The sequence below is a fragment of the Mesobacillus maritimus genome, assembly GCF_023715205.1.
Taxonomy (GTDB): domain Bacteria; phylum Bacillota; class Bacilli; order Bacillales; family Cytobacillaceae; genus Mesobacillus_B; species Mesobacillus_B maritimus_C.
Window position 1 is genome coordinate 22,675 of the sequence record NZ_JAMBNR010000003.1, and the last position, 15,861, is coordinate 38,535.

The 15,861-nt window shown below is 39.0% G+C and carries 17 protein-coding genes; 1 reads left to right on the top strand and 16 read right to left on the bottom strand.

Annotation, left to right across the window (positions count from 1 at the left end; genetic code table 11):
• Positions 1-16: 16 nt before the first annotated feature.
• Positions 17-1,006 (top strand): M23 family metallopeptidase, encoded by a 990-nt coding sequence (locus M3182_RS04770; RefSeq protein ID WP_251557149.1) that lies wholly within the window; start codon positions 17-19, stop codon positions 1,004-1,006.
• Between the two features lie 93 nt (positions 1,007-1,099).
• Here the strand turns inward: M3182_RS04770 and M3182_RS04775 are convergent, their stop codons facing one another.
• The 16 genes from M3182_RS04775 to M3182_RS04845 all read right to left on the bottom strand — a co-directional run bounded on the left by M3182_RS04775 (position 1,100) and on the right by M3182_RS04845 (position 15,725).
• Positions 1,100-1,204: a methionine/alanine import family NSS transporter small subunit gene (locus M3182_RS04775; protein WP_251557151.1), complete on the bottom strand. Its 105-nt coding sequence runs from the start codon at positions 1,202-1,204 to the stop codon at positions 1,100-1,102.
• The gene (locus M3182_RS04780) at positions 1,204-2,715 is read right to left on the bottom strand and encodes a sodium-dependent transporter (protein WP_251557153.1); all 1,512 of its coding nucleotides are present in this window, start codon (positions 2,713-2,715) and stop codon (positions 1,204-1,206) included. The genes M3182_RS04775 and M3182_RS04780 overlap by 1 nt, the downstream gene beginning before the upstream one ends.
• Positions 2,716-3,017: 302 nt before the next feature.
• A complete protein-coding gene (yunB, locus tag M3182_RS04785; protein WP_251557169.1) occupies positions 3,018-3,776 on the bottom strand; it encodes a sporulation protein YunB in 759 nt (252 codons plus the stop codon).
• Positions 3,777-3,878: 102 nt separating this feature from the next.
• Positions 3,879-4,181 (bottom strand): YunC family protein, encoded by a 303-nt coding sequence (locus M3182_RS04790; protein ID WP_251432311.1) that lies wholly within the window; start codon positions 4,179-4,181, stop codon positions 3,879-3,881.
• A gap of 65 nt (positions 4,182-4,246) precedes the next feature.
• The gene (locus tag M3182_RS04795; RefSeq protein WP_251557171.1) at positions 4,247-5,614 is read right to left on the bottom strand and encodes a bifunctional metallophosphatase/5'-nucleotidase; all 1,368 of its coding nucleotides are present in this window, start codon (positions 5,612-5,614) and stop codon (positions 4,247-4,249) included.
• A gap of 153 nt (positions 5,615-5,767) precedes the next feature.
• Entirely contained in the window at positions 5,768-6,610 is an 843-nt protein-coding gene (locus tag M3182_RS04800) for a DUF72 domain-containing protein (protein ID WP_251432317.1), read from the bottom strand.
• A 127-nt stretch (positions 6,611-6,737) separates the two neighbouring features.
• Positions 6,738-8,135, bottom strand: coding sequence for a Fe-S cluster assembly protein SufB (sufB, locus tag M3182_RS04805; RefSeq protein ID WP_251432362.1), 1,398 nt, complete (start codon positions 8,133-8,135; stop codon positions 6,738-6,740).
• Positions 8,136-8,223: 88 nt separating this feature from the next.
• The gene (gene sufU / locus M3182_RS04810) at positions 8,224-8,658 is read right to left on the bottom strand and encodes a Fe-S cluster assembly sulfur transfer protein SufU (RefSeq protein ID WP_251432365.1); all 435 of its coding nucleotides are present in this window, start codon (positions 8,656-8,658) and stop codon (positions 8,224-8,226) included.
• Positions 8,648-9,877 carry a cysteine desulfurase gene (locus M3182_RS04815; protein ID WP_251432367.1) on the bottom strand — a complete coding sequence of 410 codons (1,230 nt, stop codon included), beginning with the start codon at positions 9,875-9,877 and terminating at the stop codon, positions 8,648-8,650. Before M3182_RS04815 ends, sufU begins: the two co-directional genes overlap by 11 nt.
• Positions 9,877-11,184, bottom strand: a complete 1,308-nt coding sequence (sufD, locus tag M3182_RS04820) for a Fe-S cluster assembly protein SufD (RefSeq protein WP_251557173.1) — start codon at positions 11,182-11,184, stop codon at positions 9,877-9,879. Before sufD ends, M3182_RS04815 begins: the two co-directional genes overlap by 1 nt.
• A 19-nt stretch (positions 11,185-11,203) precedes the next feature.
• Positions 11,204-11,989: a Fe-S cluster assembly ATPase SufC gene (gene sufC / locus M3182_RS04825; RefSeq protein ID WP_251432373.1), complete on the bottom strand. Its 786-nt coding sequence runs from the start codon at positions 11,987-11,989 to the stop codon at positions 11,204-11,206.
• A 338-nt stretch (positions 11,990-12,327) separates the two neighbouring features.
• The gene (locus M3182_RS26580; RefSeq protein WP_490715547.1) at positions 12,328-12,498 is read right to left on the bottom strand and encodes a YuzK family famiily protein; all 171 of its coding nucleotides are present in this window, start codon (positions 12,496-12,498) and stop codon (positions 12,328-12,330) included.
• Between the two features lie 191 nt (positions 12,499-12,689).
• On the bottom strand, positions 12,690-13,076 hold the full coding sequence (locus M3182_RS04830; RefSeq protein WP_251432376.1) for a carboxymuconolactone decarboxylase family protein: 387 nt from the start codon (positions 13,074-13,076) through the stop codon (positions 12,690-12,692).
• Between the two features lie 124 nt (positions 13,077-13,200).
• Entirely contained in the window at positions 13,201-14,022 is an 822-nt protein-coding gene (locus M3182_RS04835; protein WP_251432380.1) for a MetQ/NlpA family ABC transporter substrate-binding protein, read from the bottom strand.
• Between the two features lie 19 nt (positions 14,023-14,041).
• Positions 14,042-14,707: a methionine ABC transporter permease gene (locus M3182_RS04840; RefSeq protein ID WP_251432382.1), complete on the bottom strand. Its 666-nt coding sequence runs from the start codon at positions 14,705-14,707 to the stop codon at positions 14,042-14,044.
• Positions 14,700-15,725, bottom strand: a complete 1,026-nt coding sequence (locus tag M3182_RS04845; RefSeq protein WP_251432495.1) for a methionine ABC transporter ATP-binding protein — start codon at positions 15,723-15,725, stop codon at positions 14,700-14,702. The genes M3182_RS04840 and M3182_RS04845 overlap by 8 nt, the downstream gene beginning before the upstream one ends.
• Positions 15,726-15,861: the final 136 nt, after the last annotated feature.

A 15,861-nucleotide genomic window follows, 5' to 3' on the forward strand; every position in this document is an offset into this window, starting at 1 on the left:
TGGAAGGGGGATTCCTATGAGGTATCTTCTTGCATTTATCATGTTATCTCTTCTTTTTTCTTTTCCAATTATGGCTAGTGCCAAAGAAGAGCTGGACATTGATGCAAAACGGATGGAACTTTATAAAAGAGTAGAAGCAATAACACATATCCCGTGGTATTATATGGCTGCAATAGATCAATACGAGCGTAGTGTTCGTAACGCCCGAAAAGATCTTCCTGATGCAGAAGGGCTCTCTGGGATTTACTTTAAACCCGAGGAATGGACAGGTATTCTCAATCCAAATCATGAAGATAGCAACCCCCTAAGCATCCAATTTTTCGATGGCTTGGGCTTTGATGGAAATGGGGATGGGAAAGCAGACATCCACGATGATGAGGATGTACTTCATGCTTTTGCACAAATTCTTCTAGCCTATGGTACAGACCAAGAAAACATAAAGATTGGTCTATGGGATTATTATCAACGTGACAAAACAGTAGGAATTATTATGGATAAGGCGAAGATTTATCAGAAGTTTGGACGTTTAGACCTAAACGAACATGCTTTTCCAGTTCCTCTAAGAAGCAATCACAGCTATAAGAATACATGGGGCGATGCCCGTGGGTGGGGCGGTCGACGAATTCATGAGGGAACCGACATTTTTGCGGACTATGGAGTTCCCGTTCGTGCTACAGGTTACGGGGTCATAGAAATGAAAGGTTGGAATCGTTACGGCGGTTGGCGAGTCGGAATTCGTGATATAAATAATACGTATCATTATTTTGCACATTTAAGCGGTTTTGCGAAGGATTTAAAAGTTGGTCAAATTGTTGAACCTGGACAAGTTATTGGTGGAGTCGGAAGTTCAGGTTATGGACCACCAGGCACCTCGGGAAAATTCCCTCCACATTTACATTATGGAATGTATAAAGATAATGGGTACACGGAGTGGTCTTTTGACCCTTATCCACACTTAAGACTTTGGGCTAAAGAAGAAAGAGTTAGACTCAAAAAACAAAAATAACGATAAAAGACGGCCATCCTTTGGTAAAAGGTTGGCCGTCCTTATTTTAACACCTATTGCCTCGGTGAACGCTATCAACAGATTCTACTTATCTTATTGCTCCCGAGACTTTTTAACAGCATGCCTGATGCTTGCGGCAAGACCTCCCCAAATAATGATAATCCCAACCACCATCATAACTACCGCGCTTCCATCCATTATTTAGAAACCCCCTTGTCTTTTGGAACATCATAAAGGCTTGAGTCCCACTTTTTGACGAAGCTAAATAGGATTCCAAAGATTATTGCTCCTATTGCAACAAGCCAACCGAAATAGAAGTTGAAGCTTACAGGATATCCTCCATAACTTGTTTCTAAATCAGTCATGACATTCATGACCAACATGACTCCAAGGACAACTGGTGTAATGTATTTTAAGCAGATGTTCCACCAACTACCTAGCCGGATATCTGAAATCTCATTTGCATGGTCTCGTAAATTGTTAAGTTCTTTAGCAATCCATACAACAATGATAATTTCAACTAAACCAGCGAATGCTACTCCATAGTTATTGATAAAGGCATCAACTGTATCCAAGAAGTTCAATCCACCTTGGGTTGCATAAAGAATTGAGATCAATGCTGAAATACCACCGCCGATAGCAACTGCCTTTGTACGTGAAATTTTAAATTTTTCCTGTAATCCTGCAACGTAGGTTTCAACAATTGAGATTAATGATGTTAGACCTGCTAGGGTTAAACATACGAAGAACAATACCCCAAAAGCGGCACTAAACGCTGGGAGTTCATTAATAATTTGTGGAAAAACTGCAAAGGCCAAGATAACACCTTTACTTACAACTTCGTCAACAGGAACACCTTGTTGCATAGCCATAAACCCAAGCGCGCCAAAGACTCCAATCCCTGCGAGTAATTCGAATGAGGAGTTTGCAAAACCTGTAATGAATGCATTATTCGTAATGTCCGACTTTTTAGGCAGGTAACTCGAGTAAGTAATCATAATTGCAAAAGCAATAGATAAACTAAAGAAAATTTGCCCGTATGCAGCAACCCATACCTTTCCATTTAAAATTTGGTCCCAGTCAGGTTTAAAAAATGCATTTAGTCCATCAATAGCCCCATCAAGTGTCAAAGCTCGCACCACAATAATCAAAAATAAAAGAACAAGTGCAGGAATAAATATTTTGTTTGCGGCTTCAATTCCTTTTTTAACACCTTTAAATAGAATCCCTAGAGTAATAATCCAAACAATTATTAACGGAAAGAATACTCCTGGAACTAAATTTCCTAATTGACCAGGATCCGTAACTTTTAAATAATCTCCAACTAAGAATGTAAGCGGGTCTTCCCCCCATTGTTGCTTTATTGAGAAGTATGAATAAGACATCGCCCATGCAATGATGACTGCGTAATAAGTTGAAATAATAAAGGATATGGCTAACTGCCACCACCCTAACCATTCTGTACCTTTTTTAATTTTGAAGAAGCTAAATGGAGCTGACCCCCGATATTTATGTCCAATTGTAAACTCCATTATGAGCAATGGAATCCCTGCTGTTAATAAAGCAAATAGATACGGTAGGAAAAACGCACCCCCGCCATTTTCATAGGCAACACCTGGAAAGCGCCAAATATTACCTAATCCAATTGCCGACCCCACGGCAGCAAGGATAAAACCAGCCCTTGTTCCCCATTGCGGACGATTCTCCATCTTTATATTCCCCCCAATTTTTTAATTGCACTTAAAATGTAAGAACAATTAAAACTTTTTATATTTTCAGATTATTTTGTTTGTAAACAGTATAGCTTGGAATATTTCTTTTGTCAAAATAATTTTTACAATTTCATTACAAAAATTAATCGGCATTTTACTAGGACAACATACCCTCTTTTTTTCATTTAAAAAATGTTTAATTTAAAGCTGTCCATATGATGGACAGCTTATATTCTAGTTAATAAAACATGCATGTATGCCCTTCAAGCCTTTAAGATTGCATATTTGCGAGACCATAATTAAGGGTTTGTCGGCAATTCAATTGCTGGTGTACCGGAACCACCATTATTAAAAAATTGTGGTACTTCTCCTTCATGAAGGAATGTCCCGATTGGAATATCTTCTTGGATTGTGGCAACCTTGGTTGCAAAAGGAATAATAATTTGTACGTTCACAACAACGCGTATTGACGCTTCGATCCAAGTATTATTGATTCCAAGTGGCTTTTGATTCCACACAACATCTGTAACAACATCTCCGATTGCAGTGAACTCTACTGGAATATCAGGTCCATAATTAGCTAAAAGAACATTGTTAGTTGCTTGACCAAGTGGTATATTATAGACCAATCCATTTTTGGACTTAGAAGAGTCAAACTTTAGATCTGATAAAGACTCTAATCCTTCAATATTCCCCTTCTCCGCTTCATTGATATTCGCTTGTACAAGGCTCACTGTTTCCGCTTTAATTTTATTTAATACTTCAGCATTGTATTGAATAACTGTCCTAGATCCACCACTTATTGGAACATATTCAATTAAATCCGTGGTTTCCATTCCATTCACCACTTGGTCATTAACCGCTTTATTAATGACCAGTGTCGCAATCTTTACCGTCTGTGACTCAGCGTAGCGCATTAACGTTGGTTCAATCTTTTTATCTACAATCCACAGACCACCTACTGTTGATAGGATAAAAAAGAGAATCGTTAATAAAAATACATATTTAAACGGTAAGGGTCCTTTTTTTCGTCGCAGCCAGAGGCCTGTTTTCGCCAAAATAAAATCCCCCCTTTACAAGCATGATATGCTGCAAAGGAGGGACATAGCATAAAAAGAATGGAATTGTCTTGATTTTTCTCAAATCAAAGCCATCCTGACCTAGACCATTTTTAAAAGTGCTTCTTTCCCAGACATGCCGGCAGAAATCCCTAAATTTTCAGCCTCAATCGTTACAGACTCTAAAGGAGCTTCCAGCAGTTGATCGATGGTTTTCACTCCGACTGCTCTTCCTGCTATTACTTTCCGATCCTTTAATTTTTCATTTAAAAGTGCGACATCTAAAGCACCGCACATAATATATCCTTTATCGCTTGTGACAACAAGCAAATTGGTTTTAGGCAGTCTGACAGAAATACTTAAAAAGGTATGGCCGCTTATTTCGATTGGTGTCATTTCAATCATTATTCAGCTCTCCCCTTTCCTACTATCCAAGTTATGCATATGGAAGGAAAGTGTGAGCCTAGCTATCATTGTAATTCTGACAGTTTCTTCCTTAATAAATCACGGAGGAACTCAGGCAAGAAATATTTTTTCGTTTCCGAGCGAAATATCTCTGGGAAAAATCGTCCAAATGTAAACATATCAGGAATCGCAACGGTGTAGAGTTTTTTATTGTCGAGCGGCTTATCAGAAATATAGATATCTCTATTTGAGTCAGAATTGAAGGTAACACCTTCATAAACAAAGTTCCCCATTACCGTGCCTCTAAAACCCAATCCTTTAACCTGAAGATGTGGCCATTTCTCATCTTTTGTTTGCAGTAAGACTTCTTTTAATTCCGCCCCTGTTAATTGAACTGTACAAGGATTTATGGGATGCGGACAAATCGAGAGCAAATCATAATTTGTTACAATCCCCTTATCTAAACCGTTCAGGAGCAAGCCTGCATTAAGAAATGCACAATCGGCTTCACACCACTCCTTTAACGTTTTGCATAAAAGACTTGCGAGCGGTGATTCTTCAAAATGCTTTGATTCAATTGGTTTGGGTAAATTGGCTACCGGCTCTTCGAGTAAACTTTTTCCTGATGCATACAGTCTCTCGATCATTTCGTCTTCTTTATCAACTGGATCCCAATCATTCATGTCATATAAGACTGCTTTTTTTGAAATCACTTGTTTCTTATTTTCGTCCACTTCAATCACAACATGACCAGTAAACTGACCAAACTTTCCTGCTGCACCTAAGAGTGTTTCTCCCACAATCTTCCCTTCATGAAGGATATGATGTGTATGTGCACCAAGGACTAAATCAATCTCGGGAAACCTTTCGCCAATTCTTTCATCATCGTGGATTCCTAGATGGGAGAGAAGAATATTTACATCGGTTTTCCCGTCTAAATCATTTAGGCAATATTGCAATTCTTCGAATGGGTCAGTAACTTTCCAACCTAATAGGTCATAGAAATGAGCAAAATTTACGGTAAGTCCAATTACGCCTATTCTTAATCCTTTATTCGTTGTATAAATTTCTGTAGGCTGTGCCCATTTGGGCCTAGTTCCATCTTTTCGATATAAATTAGCCACAAGGACTTTAAATTTTCTATTTTCGTACATCTGGTCCAAATCATCATAAGAGAGAGTTATTCCCTCATTATTTCCAAAGGTTACTGCATCATAGCCTGCCGCATTTAATAGATCACAATTCCCTTTGCCTCGAGTAGCATCTGATAATGGATGCCATCGATCCATATGATCACCTATATCAAAAAGAAGGACTTGGTCTCCCTCTTTTTCATGCCATTTTCTCCGTTCGGTAACCAATTGGTGGATTCTTGGCCAATGTTCAAAATGACTATGTAAATCGTTTGTGTGGTAAATATGGAGTACTTCCATTCTCACTCATTCCTTTTCTAAAGCTCTTTCTCAACCTTTCATGCTATTTTAATGCAGTTAACTGAATACATACAGTCAATATTTGCATCAAAGAGCCTGCAAATTTACTTTAATATGACAAATGGCAGTTAAGTCAGTAATAATAGCACTCTTTTAAAACAAGTCCAATTGTCGCGGGTTTAAGTCATTATATTCAATCCCCAATAATTCAATCATTTCCTGTGCATTATCTGCAGCGTCTCCACCTGAGTTATTATTAAAAAGAACAAATACATTATTTACTTTTTGTTCGAGTTGCTTTACCCGAACTGCCCATTCTTTTAATTCTTTTTCATTATAACGGTAAAGATAACGAACCTCACGCCAATTATCACCTGTTTTCTTATTCCAGCCTGCAACATTCCGCCCATGGAATCGAACCAAAACTTGGTCTTTCGTCGTTGTCTCTAATACAGTCGGGATTGACCCACTACCTGCTTGGGGTTCATCACAAATACTGTGAACCCACTTTTCCTTTTCCATAAACTGTAGCGTTTTTTCTTTCATTCCAGCCTGAAACCAGGATTGATGACGAAATTCAAGTGCACAAGGAATCTCCCCCATTTCCTTACGACACCACCGCAAATAATGAACATTTTCGCGTTTACAATCAAACCATGGGGGAAATTGAAATAGAACCATCGCTAATTTCCCGGCCTCTTGATAGGGTTTTAGGGATTCGCGATAGGCATTAAACATCTCATGTTTGTCCTGAAATGGAATCTCTCCACGTTGGTGCCCTGTCATTCCTTGGTATGCCTTTACGATAAATTGAAACGTCGAAGGTGTATCAGCGACCCAACGCTCCGCATTTTTAACAGGTTGGATTGCGTAAAAGGAAGCATCTACTTCAACCACTGGAAAATAACTTGAATACTCTTTTAATTTATCTCGAGCCGGGGTATTCCCATATAGGCTGTCATGGTCTCCCCAGCCTGTTAAACCAATCGTAATCATCATAACCTCCAATATGTATATGATAGCATAATCCTACTTTTCCATCATAATGACTGAACTCCTGTAAGTTAATATGAAAAAGCCACTTACATCAACGTAAGCGGCCTTTTCAATAAGCATATTAACATTAACCGATTGAACCTTCCATTTCGAACTTGATCAAACGGTTCATTTCAACTGCGTATTCCATTGGTAATTCCTTCGTAAATGGCTCAATGAAGCCCATAACAATCATCTCAGTTGCTTCTTCTTCTGAAATACCACGACTCATCAAGTAGAAGAGTTGTTCTTCAGAAACCTTAGAAACCTTCGCTTCATGCTCAAGTGAAATATTGTCATTTAAGATTTCATTGTAAGGAATTGTATCAGATGTTGAGCTATTATCCATAATCAAAGTATCACACTCAATGTTAGAGCGCGCACCATGCGCCTTACGTCCAAAATGAACGATACCACGATAAGTTACCTTACCACCCTGTTTAGAGATGGATTTAGAAACAATTGTGGAAGAAGTGTTTGGTGCAAGGTGAATCATTTTCGCCCCTGCATCCTGATGCTGTCCTTTTCCTGCAAGAGCAATTGAAAGAGTCATTCCTCTTGCTCCTTCGCCTTTAAGGATAACAGCTGGATACTTCATCGTTAGTTTCGAACCGATATTTCCGTCGATCCATTCCATTGTCGCATTTGCTTCACAAACTGCACGTTTTGTAACTAAGTTATATACATTGTTCGCCCAGTTTTGGATAGTTGTATAACGGCAATACGCATCTTTCTTGATGATGATTTCAACAACCGCACTGTGTAGTGAGTTTGTTGTATAAACTGGTGCCGTACAACCTTCAACATAATGCACATGCGCACCTTCATCAACGATAATGAGCGTACGTTCGAACTGTCCCATGTTTTCAGAGTTAATACGGAAATAAGCTTGTAAAGGTGTTTCAACCTTAATTCCCTTTGGAACATAAATAAATGATCCACCAGACCAAACTGCAGAGTTTAACGCAGCAAATTTATTATCAGTTGGCGGAATAACCTTTGCCCAATGCTCACGGAAAATATCTTCATTTTCTTTTAAAGCAGAGTCTGTATCCTTGAAGACAATTCCTTGTGCTTCTAAATCTTCCTTCATGTTATGGTAAACAACTTCAGATTCGTACTGCGCAGAAACACCAGCTAAATACTTTTGTTCTGCTTCTGGAATCCCAAGTTTATCAAATGTACGTTTGATTTCTTCTGGGACTTCATCCCATGATTTCTCTGACTTCTCTGAAGGCTTTACATAATATGTGATTTCATCAAAGTTTAAAGAATTTAAATCTCCGCCCCATTGTGGCATTGGCATTTTGTAGAAATGCTCTAAAGACTTTAAACGGAAATCAAGCATCCATTGAGGCTCTTCTTTCATTTTGGAAATCTCTTCAACGATTTCACGAGTCAACCCTCGTTTTGATCGGAAGATGGAAACGTCTTTATCGGCAAAGCCATATTTATAATCACCGATCTCAGGCATTTTTTTAGCCATCGTCGAATTCCTCCATTTCATTGGAGCAGTTAAAGCTAACACTGCTCCTGTTTATTATCCACAAGACTCCTGACATTTATCTCTGTCTCTATTCTTGCTCGTTAATCCCCTTTTCCATCGCTTTCCAAGCGAGTGTTGCACACTTGATTCGCGCTGGAAACTTAGCTACTCCTTGTAGGGCTTCAATATCCCCTAAATCAATACTATCATCATAATCCTTTCCTTGCATCATATCGGAAAAGATCTTCGATAATTTTAAAGCGTCTTCGATGTTTCTCCCCTTAATAGCTTGAGTCATCATCGAAGCAGATGACATAGAGATTGAGCAACCTTCCCCTTCGAATTTAGCATCTGTTACTGTGCCATCTTCAACTTTCATCGTTAATTGAATACGGTCACCACAAGTAGGGTTGTTCATATTAATAGTCAGACTGCCATCCTCAAGGACACCTTTATTACGGGGATTTTTATAATGATCCATAATGACTTGACGATATAGGGTATCTAGATTATTAAAAGACATCGCTAAAATACTCCTTCGTTTTGACAAGTCCCTCAACAAGCTTATCGATATCTTCTTCTGTATTGTAAAGGTAGAAACTTGCCCGTGCTGTGGCTGAAACATTAAGCCATTTCATCAATGGTTGTGCACAATGGTGTCCAGCTCTTACGGCAATCCCATCTGCATCTAGAACAGTTGCAACATCATGTGGATGCACATCATTAAGATTAAAAGTCACGACTCCGGCACGTTGCGTTGAATCTTTCGGGCCGTAAATTGTTAAACCATCAATCGCAGACATTTTTTCCATCGCATAAGCCGCAAGCTTATGTTCATGTTGTTCAATATGTTCCAAACCGATTTCCTGTAAGAAATCAATTGCTGCACCTAAGCCAATAGCTCCAGCAATAATTGGGGTTCCACCTTCAAACTTCCATGGCAATTCTTTCCAAGTCGATTCGTATAAGCCGACGAAATCAATCATCTCGCCACCAAATTCAACTGGTTCCATGTTTTCTAGTAGGTGTTTTTTTCCGTAAAGAACACCGATTCCAGTCGGTCCACACATTTTATGACCCGAGAAAGCTAAAAAGTCACAATCTAGATCTTGAACATCTATTTTTATATGCGGAGCGCTTTGAGCACCATCGACTACCATAATTGCCCCATTTTCATGTGCAATCTTGGTAATTTCTTTGATAGGATTAATAACTCCCAATACATTGGAAACATGCATGATCGATACAATTTTTGTATTGGTTGTTACAGTTTCCTTCACGTCTTCAAGAGAAATGGTTCCATCCTCTTGAAGTGGCAAATATTTAAGCGTGGCACCAGTTGCTTTTGCAACCTGTTGCCACGGAATGATGTTGCTATGGTGTTCCATATAAGAGATGACAATTTCATCTCCTTCTCTTAAATTCGCTCGGCCATAACTAGCCGCAACCGTGTTAAGAGAAGTCGTTGTCCCTCTTGTAAAAATCACTTCTTCGATTGATTTTGCGTTGATGAACTTCCTAACCTTTTCACGAGCACCTTCGTAGCCGTCTGTCGCTCTTGTTCCTAATGTGTGAACTCCGCGATGGACATTTGAATTGTACTCACGATAGTAACGATCCAAAGCTTCGATTACTTGAACAGGTTTCTGGGAGGTAGCTGCACTATCAAGGTAGACTAATGGACGTCCATTAACCTCTTGATGCAAAATTGGAAACCTCTCCCGGATTTCTTGGATGTTCATTATCTTACTTTCCTTTCAATGACTTCAACCAATTGATTTTTTACGCCTTCGATTGGCAATTGGTTCACTACTGGTGCAAGGAAGCCATGAATAACTAAGCGCTCTGCTTCGACCTGTGGAATTCCCCGGCTCATCAAGTAATAAAGCTGAAGTGGATCAACACGACCAACAGATGCAGCATGACCTGCAGTTACATCGTCCTCGTCAATTAAAAGAATCGGGTTTGCATCACCACGGGCTTTTTCGCTAAGCATTAGAACGCGAGATTCTTGCTCTGCATTTGCTTTTGTTGCTCCATGTTCAATCTTCCCAATACCATTAAAAATAGAGCTTGCACTATCTTTCATTACTCCATGTTTAAGGATGAAACCTTCAGAATTTTTCCCGAAATGTACAACCTTTGTTGTAAAGTTTTGAATTTGCTCTCCGCGACCAACAACAACTGTTTTCGTATCACCGAAAGAGCCGTCTCCTACAAGGTTCGTAGTATTTTCAGAAATGGTATTTCCGTCATTCATTAAACCTAGAGACCATTCGATTTTGGCATCTCTGTCCGCTACACCACGACGGTTCACATAAGTAGTTGTATCTTTCGCTAGCGTATCAACTGCACCGTATTGAACAGTTGCATTTGCGTTCGCAACCACTTCAGAGACAATGTTAAACTTGCTATCTGAAGAATCAACTGTGGAAATATAGTTTTCCACATAAACCACACTACTGTTGTCTTCTGCAACAACAAGAACGTGGTTGAATAAATTCGCATCTTTATCATCATGAATGAACACAGCTTGAATTGGCTCTGTTAGCTCAACATTTTTGGGAACATACATGAACGCTCCACCATTGACATAAGCTGCATGGAAAGCTGTAAGGCGGTGCTCATCTGTTTTAACAGCAGTCATGTAATACTTCTTCAATAAATCTCCATGCTCACGTGCAGCAGTAAAAATGTCAGTAAAAATAACACCTTTTTCTTGAAGTTCCTTTGAAACAGATAAATAAGCAGGCTTATTGTTCCGTTGAACATAAAGACTATTATTTTTTGCATCTTCTCCTACAAGTTGCTTGACTTCCAATGGTAGTTCATCAAGATTTTTATAAGCTTCACTTTTAACAAGAAGCTTTTCAAATTGGGTGAAATTCCAATTTCTAATATTTGTTTTATCCGGTCTTGGCATTGGCAATGTATCAGCTAACTTTAAAGCTTGAACACGCTGCTCAGTCAACCATTCCGGCTCGTTCATTTCTTTTGAAAAGGAAGTAATATATTCCTGATCAAACGGCAGTTTTGTTTCAGTAGTCATATTGATCCTCCCCTAGTGCTTACGCTTCTTGCCCAACGGTTTCGTCTTCAATACCAAGTTCTTGTTTAATCCAGTCATATCCCTCTGCCTCTAAGCGCTGAGCCAATTCTGGTCCTCCAGATTTCACAACACGACCTTGCATCATAACATGCACGTGATCAGGCGTGATGTAGTTAAGCAAACGCTGATAGTGTGTAATGATTAGGCAACCAAAGTCTTCTCCGCGCATTTCGTTGATTCCTTTTGAAACAACTTTCAACGCATCGATATCAAGACCAGAGTCGATCTCATCAAGAATCGCAATTTTTGGCTCGATCATCATCATTTGAAGGATTTCATTACGTTTCTTTTCTCCACCAGAGAAACCTTCGTTCAAGTAACGCTGCGCCATGTTTGGATCCATTTCTAGGAATTCCATTTGCTTATCCATTGTACGGATAAACTTCATTAAAGAAATTTCCTGTCCTTCTTCACGACGGCTGTTGATAGCTGAACGTAAGAAATCGGCATTTGTTACCCCACTGATTTCACTTGGATATTGCATTGCTAGGAATAAACCTGCACGCGCTCTTTCGTCAACTTCCATCTCCAACACATTTTCACCATCTAATGTAACGCTTCCGCTTGTTACCTCGTATTTTGGATGTCCCATAATCGCAGATGATAATGTTGATTTACCTGTACCGTTAGGTCCCATGATGGCATGAATTTCGCCACCTTTGATTTCTAGGTTGACACCTTTTAGAATTTCTTTTCCTTCAATCTCAACATGAAGGTCTTTAATTGATAATACAGATCCACCCATAATCGCTACCTCCGTTAGTAAAAAAAGATATTAACCAATATATAATCGGATAATCCTATATTCTCATTTTATTCTCATTACAATCTTATAACAAATTAAAACTGTGTGCAACTGTTTAACCAGCTAGATATTATACTAAAAAAGAAACAAAGAATCCTCTCTTATATTTAGCAAAGAGAGAGGCTTTCATGTATTAGTATAACACGTATTCAACCGTTTTCCCTAAAGCAAACACGGCATCCTAAAAGCCCTATTCCTAGCCTAATCAAAAGGTAGAGTGGGCCTACAATAATAAAACAGACCAGTGCTCTGATCACACTGGTCTAAACGATTAGCTATTAGCCTAGGAGTTTCCTGTCTTTATCAGCTACAATCCGTTGACTTTTCAGATAATCCAGTTCACGTCTTTTTTCAACCTTCATTCTTAGTTTGTGCTTTAAACAATAGACTTCATAGCCTATTCCATGGGCTTTATACATAGCTTTTTCCATTTCACTCGTGTAGTTCATATGAAGATGATTAATAAATAACCCTTCCCTTCATTTTTACGCGTATCGCGTTTTTATGACATCTTTATCGTAACACTCTTTCTGTTCGACGCACAATGTCATCAAAGTTCGGGATTTCGCCGTGAGATTATCTATAAAGCCTTCTCGTTCATGTAGCCCCTTCATTCGCAATATTTTTTCGATTTCCCCGCTTAATGCTGTGATTGACCTGAAGATGAAAGGTCATTAATCGTGTCTTGCACTAGAGTAACAGCTTGACTCATCGCCGCTCCACCACCAAACGCTGCGGTAACACCTACTGCTTCTAGGATTTCTTCTTCTGTTGCTCCCTGATCTAAACATCCTTTTGTGTGATAAATGATGCAATATTCATCTTGTGCAAAAAGCGCTACACCTAAAGCAATCAGTTGTTTCTCTTTTTGCGAGAGTTTCCCTTCTTTGAAACATGCCTCTGTAAACGCATTATAATGTTTTGCGATTTCAGGCATTTTTTTGGTAAATACCCCTAAACCTTCTTTATATTCGAGCAACGCTGCTTCAGACATGTTATTCGCATCATTTTGATTTTGGTTTTCCATTCTAAACACTCCTCAAAGTTTAATCATAATCAGAGTTATTATGTTTGAAAGTCGAACCCGTTATGCGTAAATTCCCATAAATGGGAAAAAGCTGATCATAAAATTGATCAGCTCTTAATCCACTCTATTCAGCTAGTAAAACCGCACCTGAATATTCATCTTCAATAAATTGTTTAATCTCATCTGATTTCAAGACCTCAACAAGTGCTTTTATTTCTTCACGATCTTTATCTTCAGAGCGTACAACAATTAGGTTTGGAGGAACAACTTCGCTTTCCTCAAATGCAATGCCATCCTCAGCGGCATCCACGCCACCTTCTAGTGCATAGTTTCCATTAATAACAACCGCATCCCCTTCTCCACTTTCAAACGAAGACGCCAATAATCTTGCTTCAATTAAAGTTGAGAAGTCGAGGTTTTTAGGGTTTTCAACAATATCGTCAACACGAGCGTTTTCGCCAACGCCTTCTTTTAATTTAATTAAGCCGGCTTTTTCAAAAATTGGTAAAATACGACCATGGTCACTCAATGAGTCACTCATAATAATCTTTGCCCCATCAGGTAGGTCTTCTAGACTGTCAAATTCTTTTGAGTAAATACCAATTGGCTCTTTATGGATTTCACCTACACTTACAAAATCAAAATCCTCATTTTCTTCCATTTGTAATTCAAGATAACCAGGTGTTTGGAAATAGTTTGCATCTACTTCTTTGTCTCTTAGAGCAATATTAGGAATGATATAATCTGTGGCAACTTCGATTTTAAGGTCAATCCCTTTTTCCTCTAGTAACGGAGCAGCTGCTTCTAACACTTCCGCATGAGGTACAGCCGAAGCACTAACAACCAACTTCTTGTTTCCATCTTCATTTCCTTCTTCTCCTCCGCCGCAAGCAGCAAGAGCTAAAACCAATACAGATAAAAATAATGTACTTAATAATTTTTTCATTTTTTTATTCCTCCTGTCATTAACGTTTGTCTGTCTTCTTTGTAAAATAATCACCAATAAATTGGATAATAAAGACCAAAATTAAGATTGCAATGGTTGCCACTAAAGTAATTAATGGCCGATTTCGCTGGAACCCTTCGAGATACGCAAAATGGCCTAACCCGCCAGCTCCTATCACACCAGCCATCGCCGTAAAGCTAACAAGCGAAATGGTTGTAACCGTTAAGCCTGAGATTAATGCAGGCAAGGATTCCGGAATCAACACTTTAAAAATAATTTGAAAATGATTTGCCCCCATCGATTGCGCTGCCTCAATTACGCCTTTATCAATTTCGCGAAGGGCAATTTCAACCATCCTTGCATAAAATGGTGCTGCCCCGATAATAAGTGCCGGCAATGCGGCATTCGCCCCTAACATGGAACCAACAAGTGCTCGCGTAAATGGAATTAAAAGCACAATTAATATGATAAACGGAATGGAGCGGAACACATTGACAAAAGCAGCGATCACAAAATTAATCAACCGGTTTTGCCATAGTCCCCCCTTACCTGTCAAGAATAAAAGCAAACCAAGAAGAAGACCAATAATAAAAGTTGCTACAACTGATATGGATGTCATATAAATGGTTTCATTCGTAGCCTCAATTAGCTTATCCCATTTTATATCATTCAAAAACTCATCCATTCTCAATCACCTCCATACCTACTCCCTGGGAAGAGATATAGGAGATCGCCTTCTCGACTTCCCTTTCATCTCCATCAAGATGTATAAACAATGTTCCATAGGAACCATGTTGAGTTTGCGAAATTTTACCTTGGAGAATATTCACAGTTAGTTCGTATTGACGAATCAGCTCTGTAATGAGCGGTTGTTCAGCCGCCTCTCCAACAAAAGTTAATTGAACAACTTGTCCATGTGGAAAGCGGTCCAGAAGATGGTCAATTGTGTCTCTTGTCTCTTCAGGTTCGGTAACTTGCTGTACAAACCTTTTAGTAATTGGTTGTTTAGGGTTTTTGAAAACCTCAAGAACCGGCCCTGATTCAACGATTTTCCCCGCCTCCATCACAGCAACACGATGACAAATTTTACGAATCACATGCATTTCATGTGTAATCAGTACAATGGTAAGACCTAATCGCTTATTTATATCCACAAGCAGTTCAAGAATGGAGTCCGTCGTCTGAGGATCCAATGCAGAAGTAGCTTCATCACATAAAAGTACTTGTGGGTTATTCGCTAATGCTCTAGCAATCCCAACCCTTTGCTTCTGTCCTCCACTTAGTTGTGAAGGAAAAGCCTTTTCACGACCATCTAAGCCAACCAGTTGGATTAACTCCTTCACACGTTGATCACGCTTTGGTTTTGGTACACCTGCAATTTCTAATGGGAAAGCAATATTGTCAGCTACCGTTCTCGACCAAAGCAAATTAAAATGCTGAAAGATCATCGAAATTTCCTGACGCGCCTTACGAAGTTTAGCTCCTTTAATTTTAGAAACTTCCCTTCCTGCAACATTGATTGAACCAGTTGTTGGAATTTCAAGTCCATTCAACATCCGGATCAACGTACTCTTGCCAGCCCCACTATAACCAATTACACCAAATATTTCTCCTTCATTTATTTCGAGATTGACATGATCAACCGCTTTTACTGCTCCACCTTTTGAATGATAGGTTTTAATAACATCTTTTATAGAAATCAATCGATGCTCACCCTCTTTATCCCAAATTTCCAAACCCACCTACTGTATCTTTTTAACTTTCAAGAAAGGTACAATTTTGAATAACCATAGCTTTTGTTTCCAACTAGGAAAACATTCAGTTCAAGGTTATCGAGGA

Coding starts and splice junctions, on each gene's coding strand:
- sufU (WP_251432365.1), bottom strand. CDS start 8,658: ATGTCTTTTAATAATCTAGATACCCTATATCGTCAAGTCATTATGGAT.
- sufB (WP_251432362.1), bottom strand. CDS start 8,135: ATGGCTAAAAAAATGCCTGAGATCGGTGATTATAAATATGGCTTTGCC.
- M3182_RS04830 (WP_251432376.1), bottom strand. CDS start 13,076: ATGGAAAACCAAAATCAAAATGATGCGAATAACATGTCTGAAGCAGCG.
- M3182_RS04795 (WP_251557171.1), bottom strand. CDS start 5,614: ATGGAAGTACTCCATATTTACCACACAAACGATTTACATAGTCATTTT.
- M3182_RS04840 (WP_251432382.1), bottom strand. CDS start 14,707: ATGGATGAGTTTTTGAATGATATAAAATGGGATAAGCTAATTGAGGCT.
- M3182_RS04780 (WP_251557153.1), bottom strand. CDS start 2,715: ATGGAGAATCGTCCGCAATGGGGAACAAGGGCTGGTTTTATCCTTGCT.
- M3182_RS04775 (WP_251557151.1), bottom strand. CDS start 1,204: ATGGATGGAAGCGCGGTAGTTATGATGGTGGTTGGGATTATCATTATT.
- sufC (WP_251432373.1), bottom strand. CDS start 11,989: ATGGGTGGATCTGTATTATCAATTAAAGACCTTCATGTTGAGATTGAA.
- M3182_RS04815 (WP_251432367.1), bottom strand. CDS start 9,877: ATGAACATCCAAGAAATCCGGGAGAGGTTTCCAATTTTGCATCAAGAG.
- sufD (WP_251557173.1), bottom strand. CDS start 11,184: ATGACTACTGAAACAAAACTGCCGTTTGATCAGGAATATATTACTTCC.
- M3182_RS04835 (WP_251432380.1), bottom strand. CDS start 14,022: ATGAAAAAATTATTAAGTACATTATTTTTATCTGTATTGGTTTTAGCT.
- M3182_RS04800 (WP_251432317.1), bottom strand. CDS start 6,610: ATGATTACGATTGGTTTAACAGGCTGGGGAGACCATGACAGCCTATAT.
- M3182_RS04770 (WP_251557149.1), top strand. CDS start 17: ATGAGGTATCTTCTTGCATTTATCATGTTATCTCTTCTTTTTTCTTTT.
- M3182_RS26580 (WP_490715547.1), bottom strand. CDS start 12,498: ATGAACTACACGAGTGAAATGGAAAAAGCTATGTATAAAGCCCATGGA.
- M3182_RS04790 (WP_251432311.1), bottom strand. CDS start 4,181: ATGATTGAAATGACACCAATCGAAATAAGCGGCCATACCTTTTTAAGT.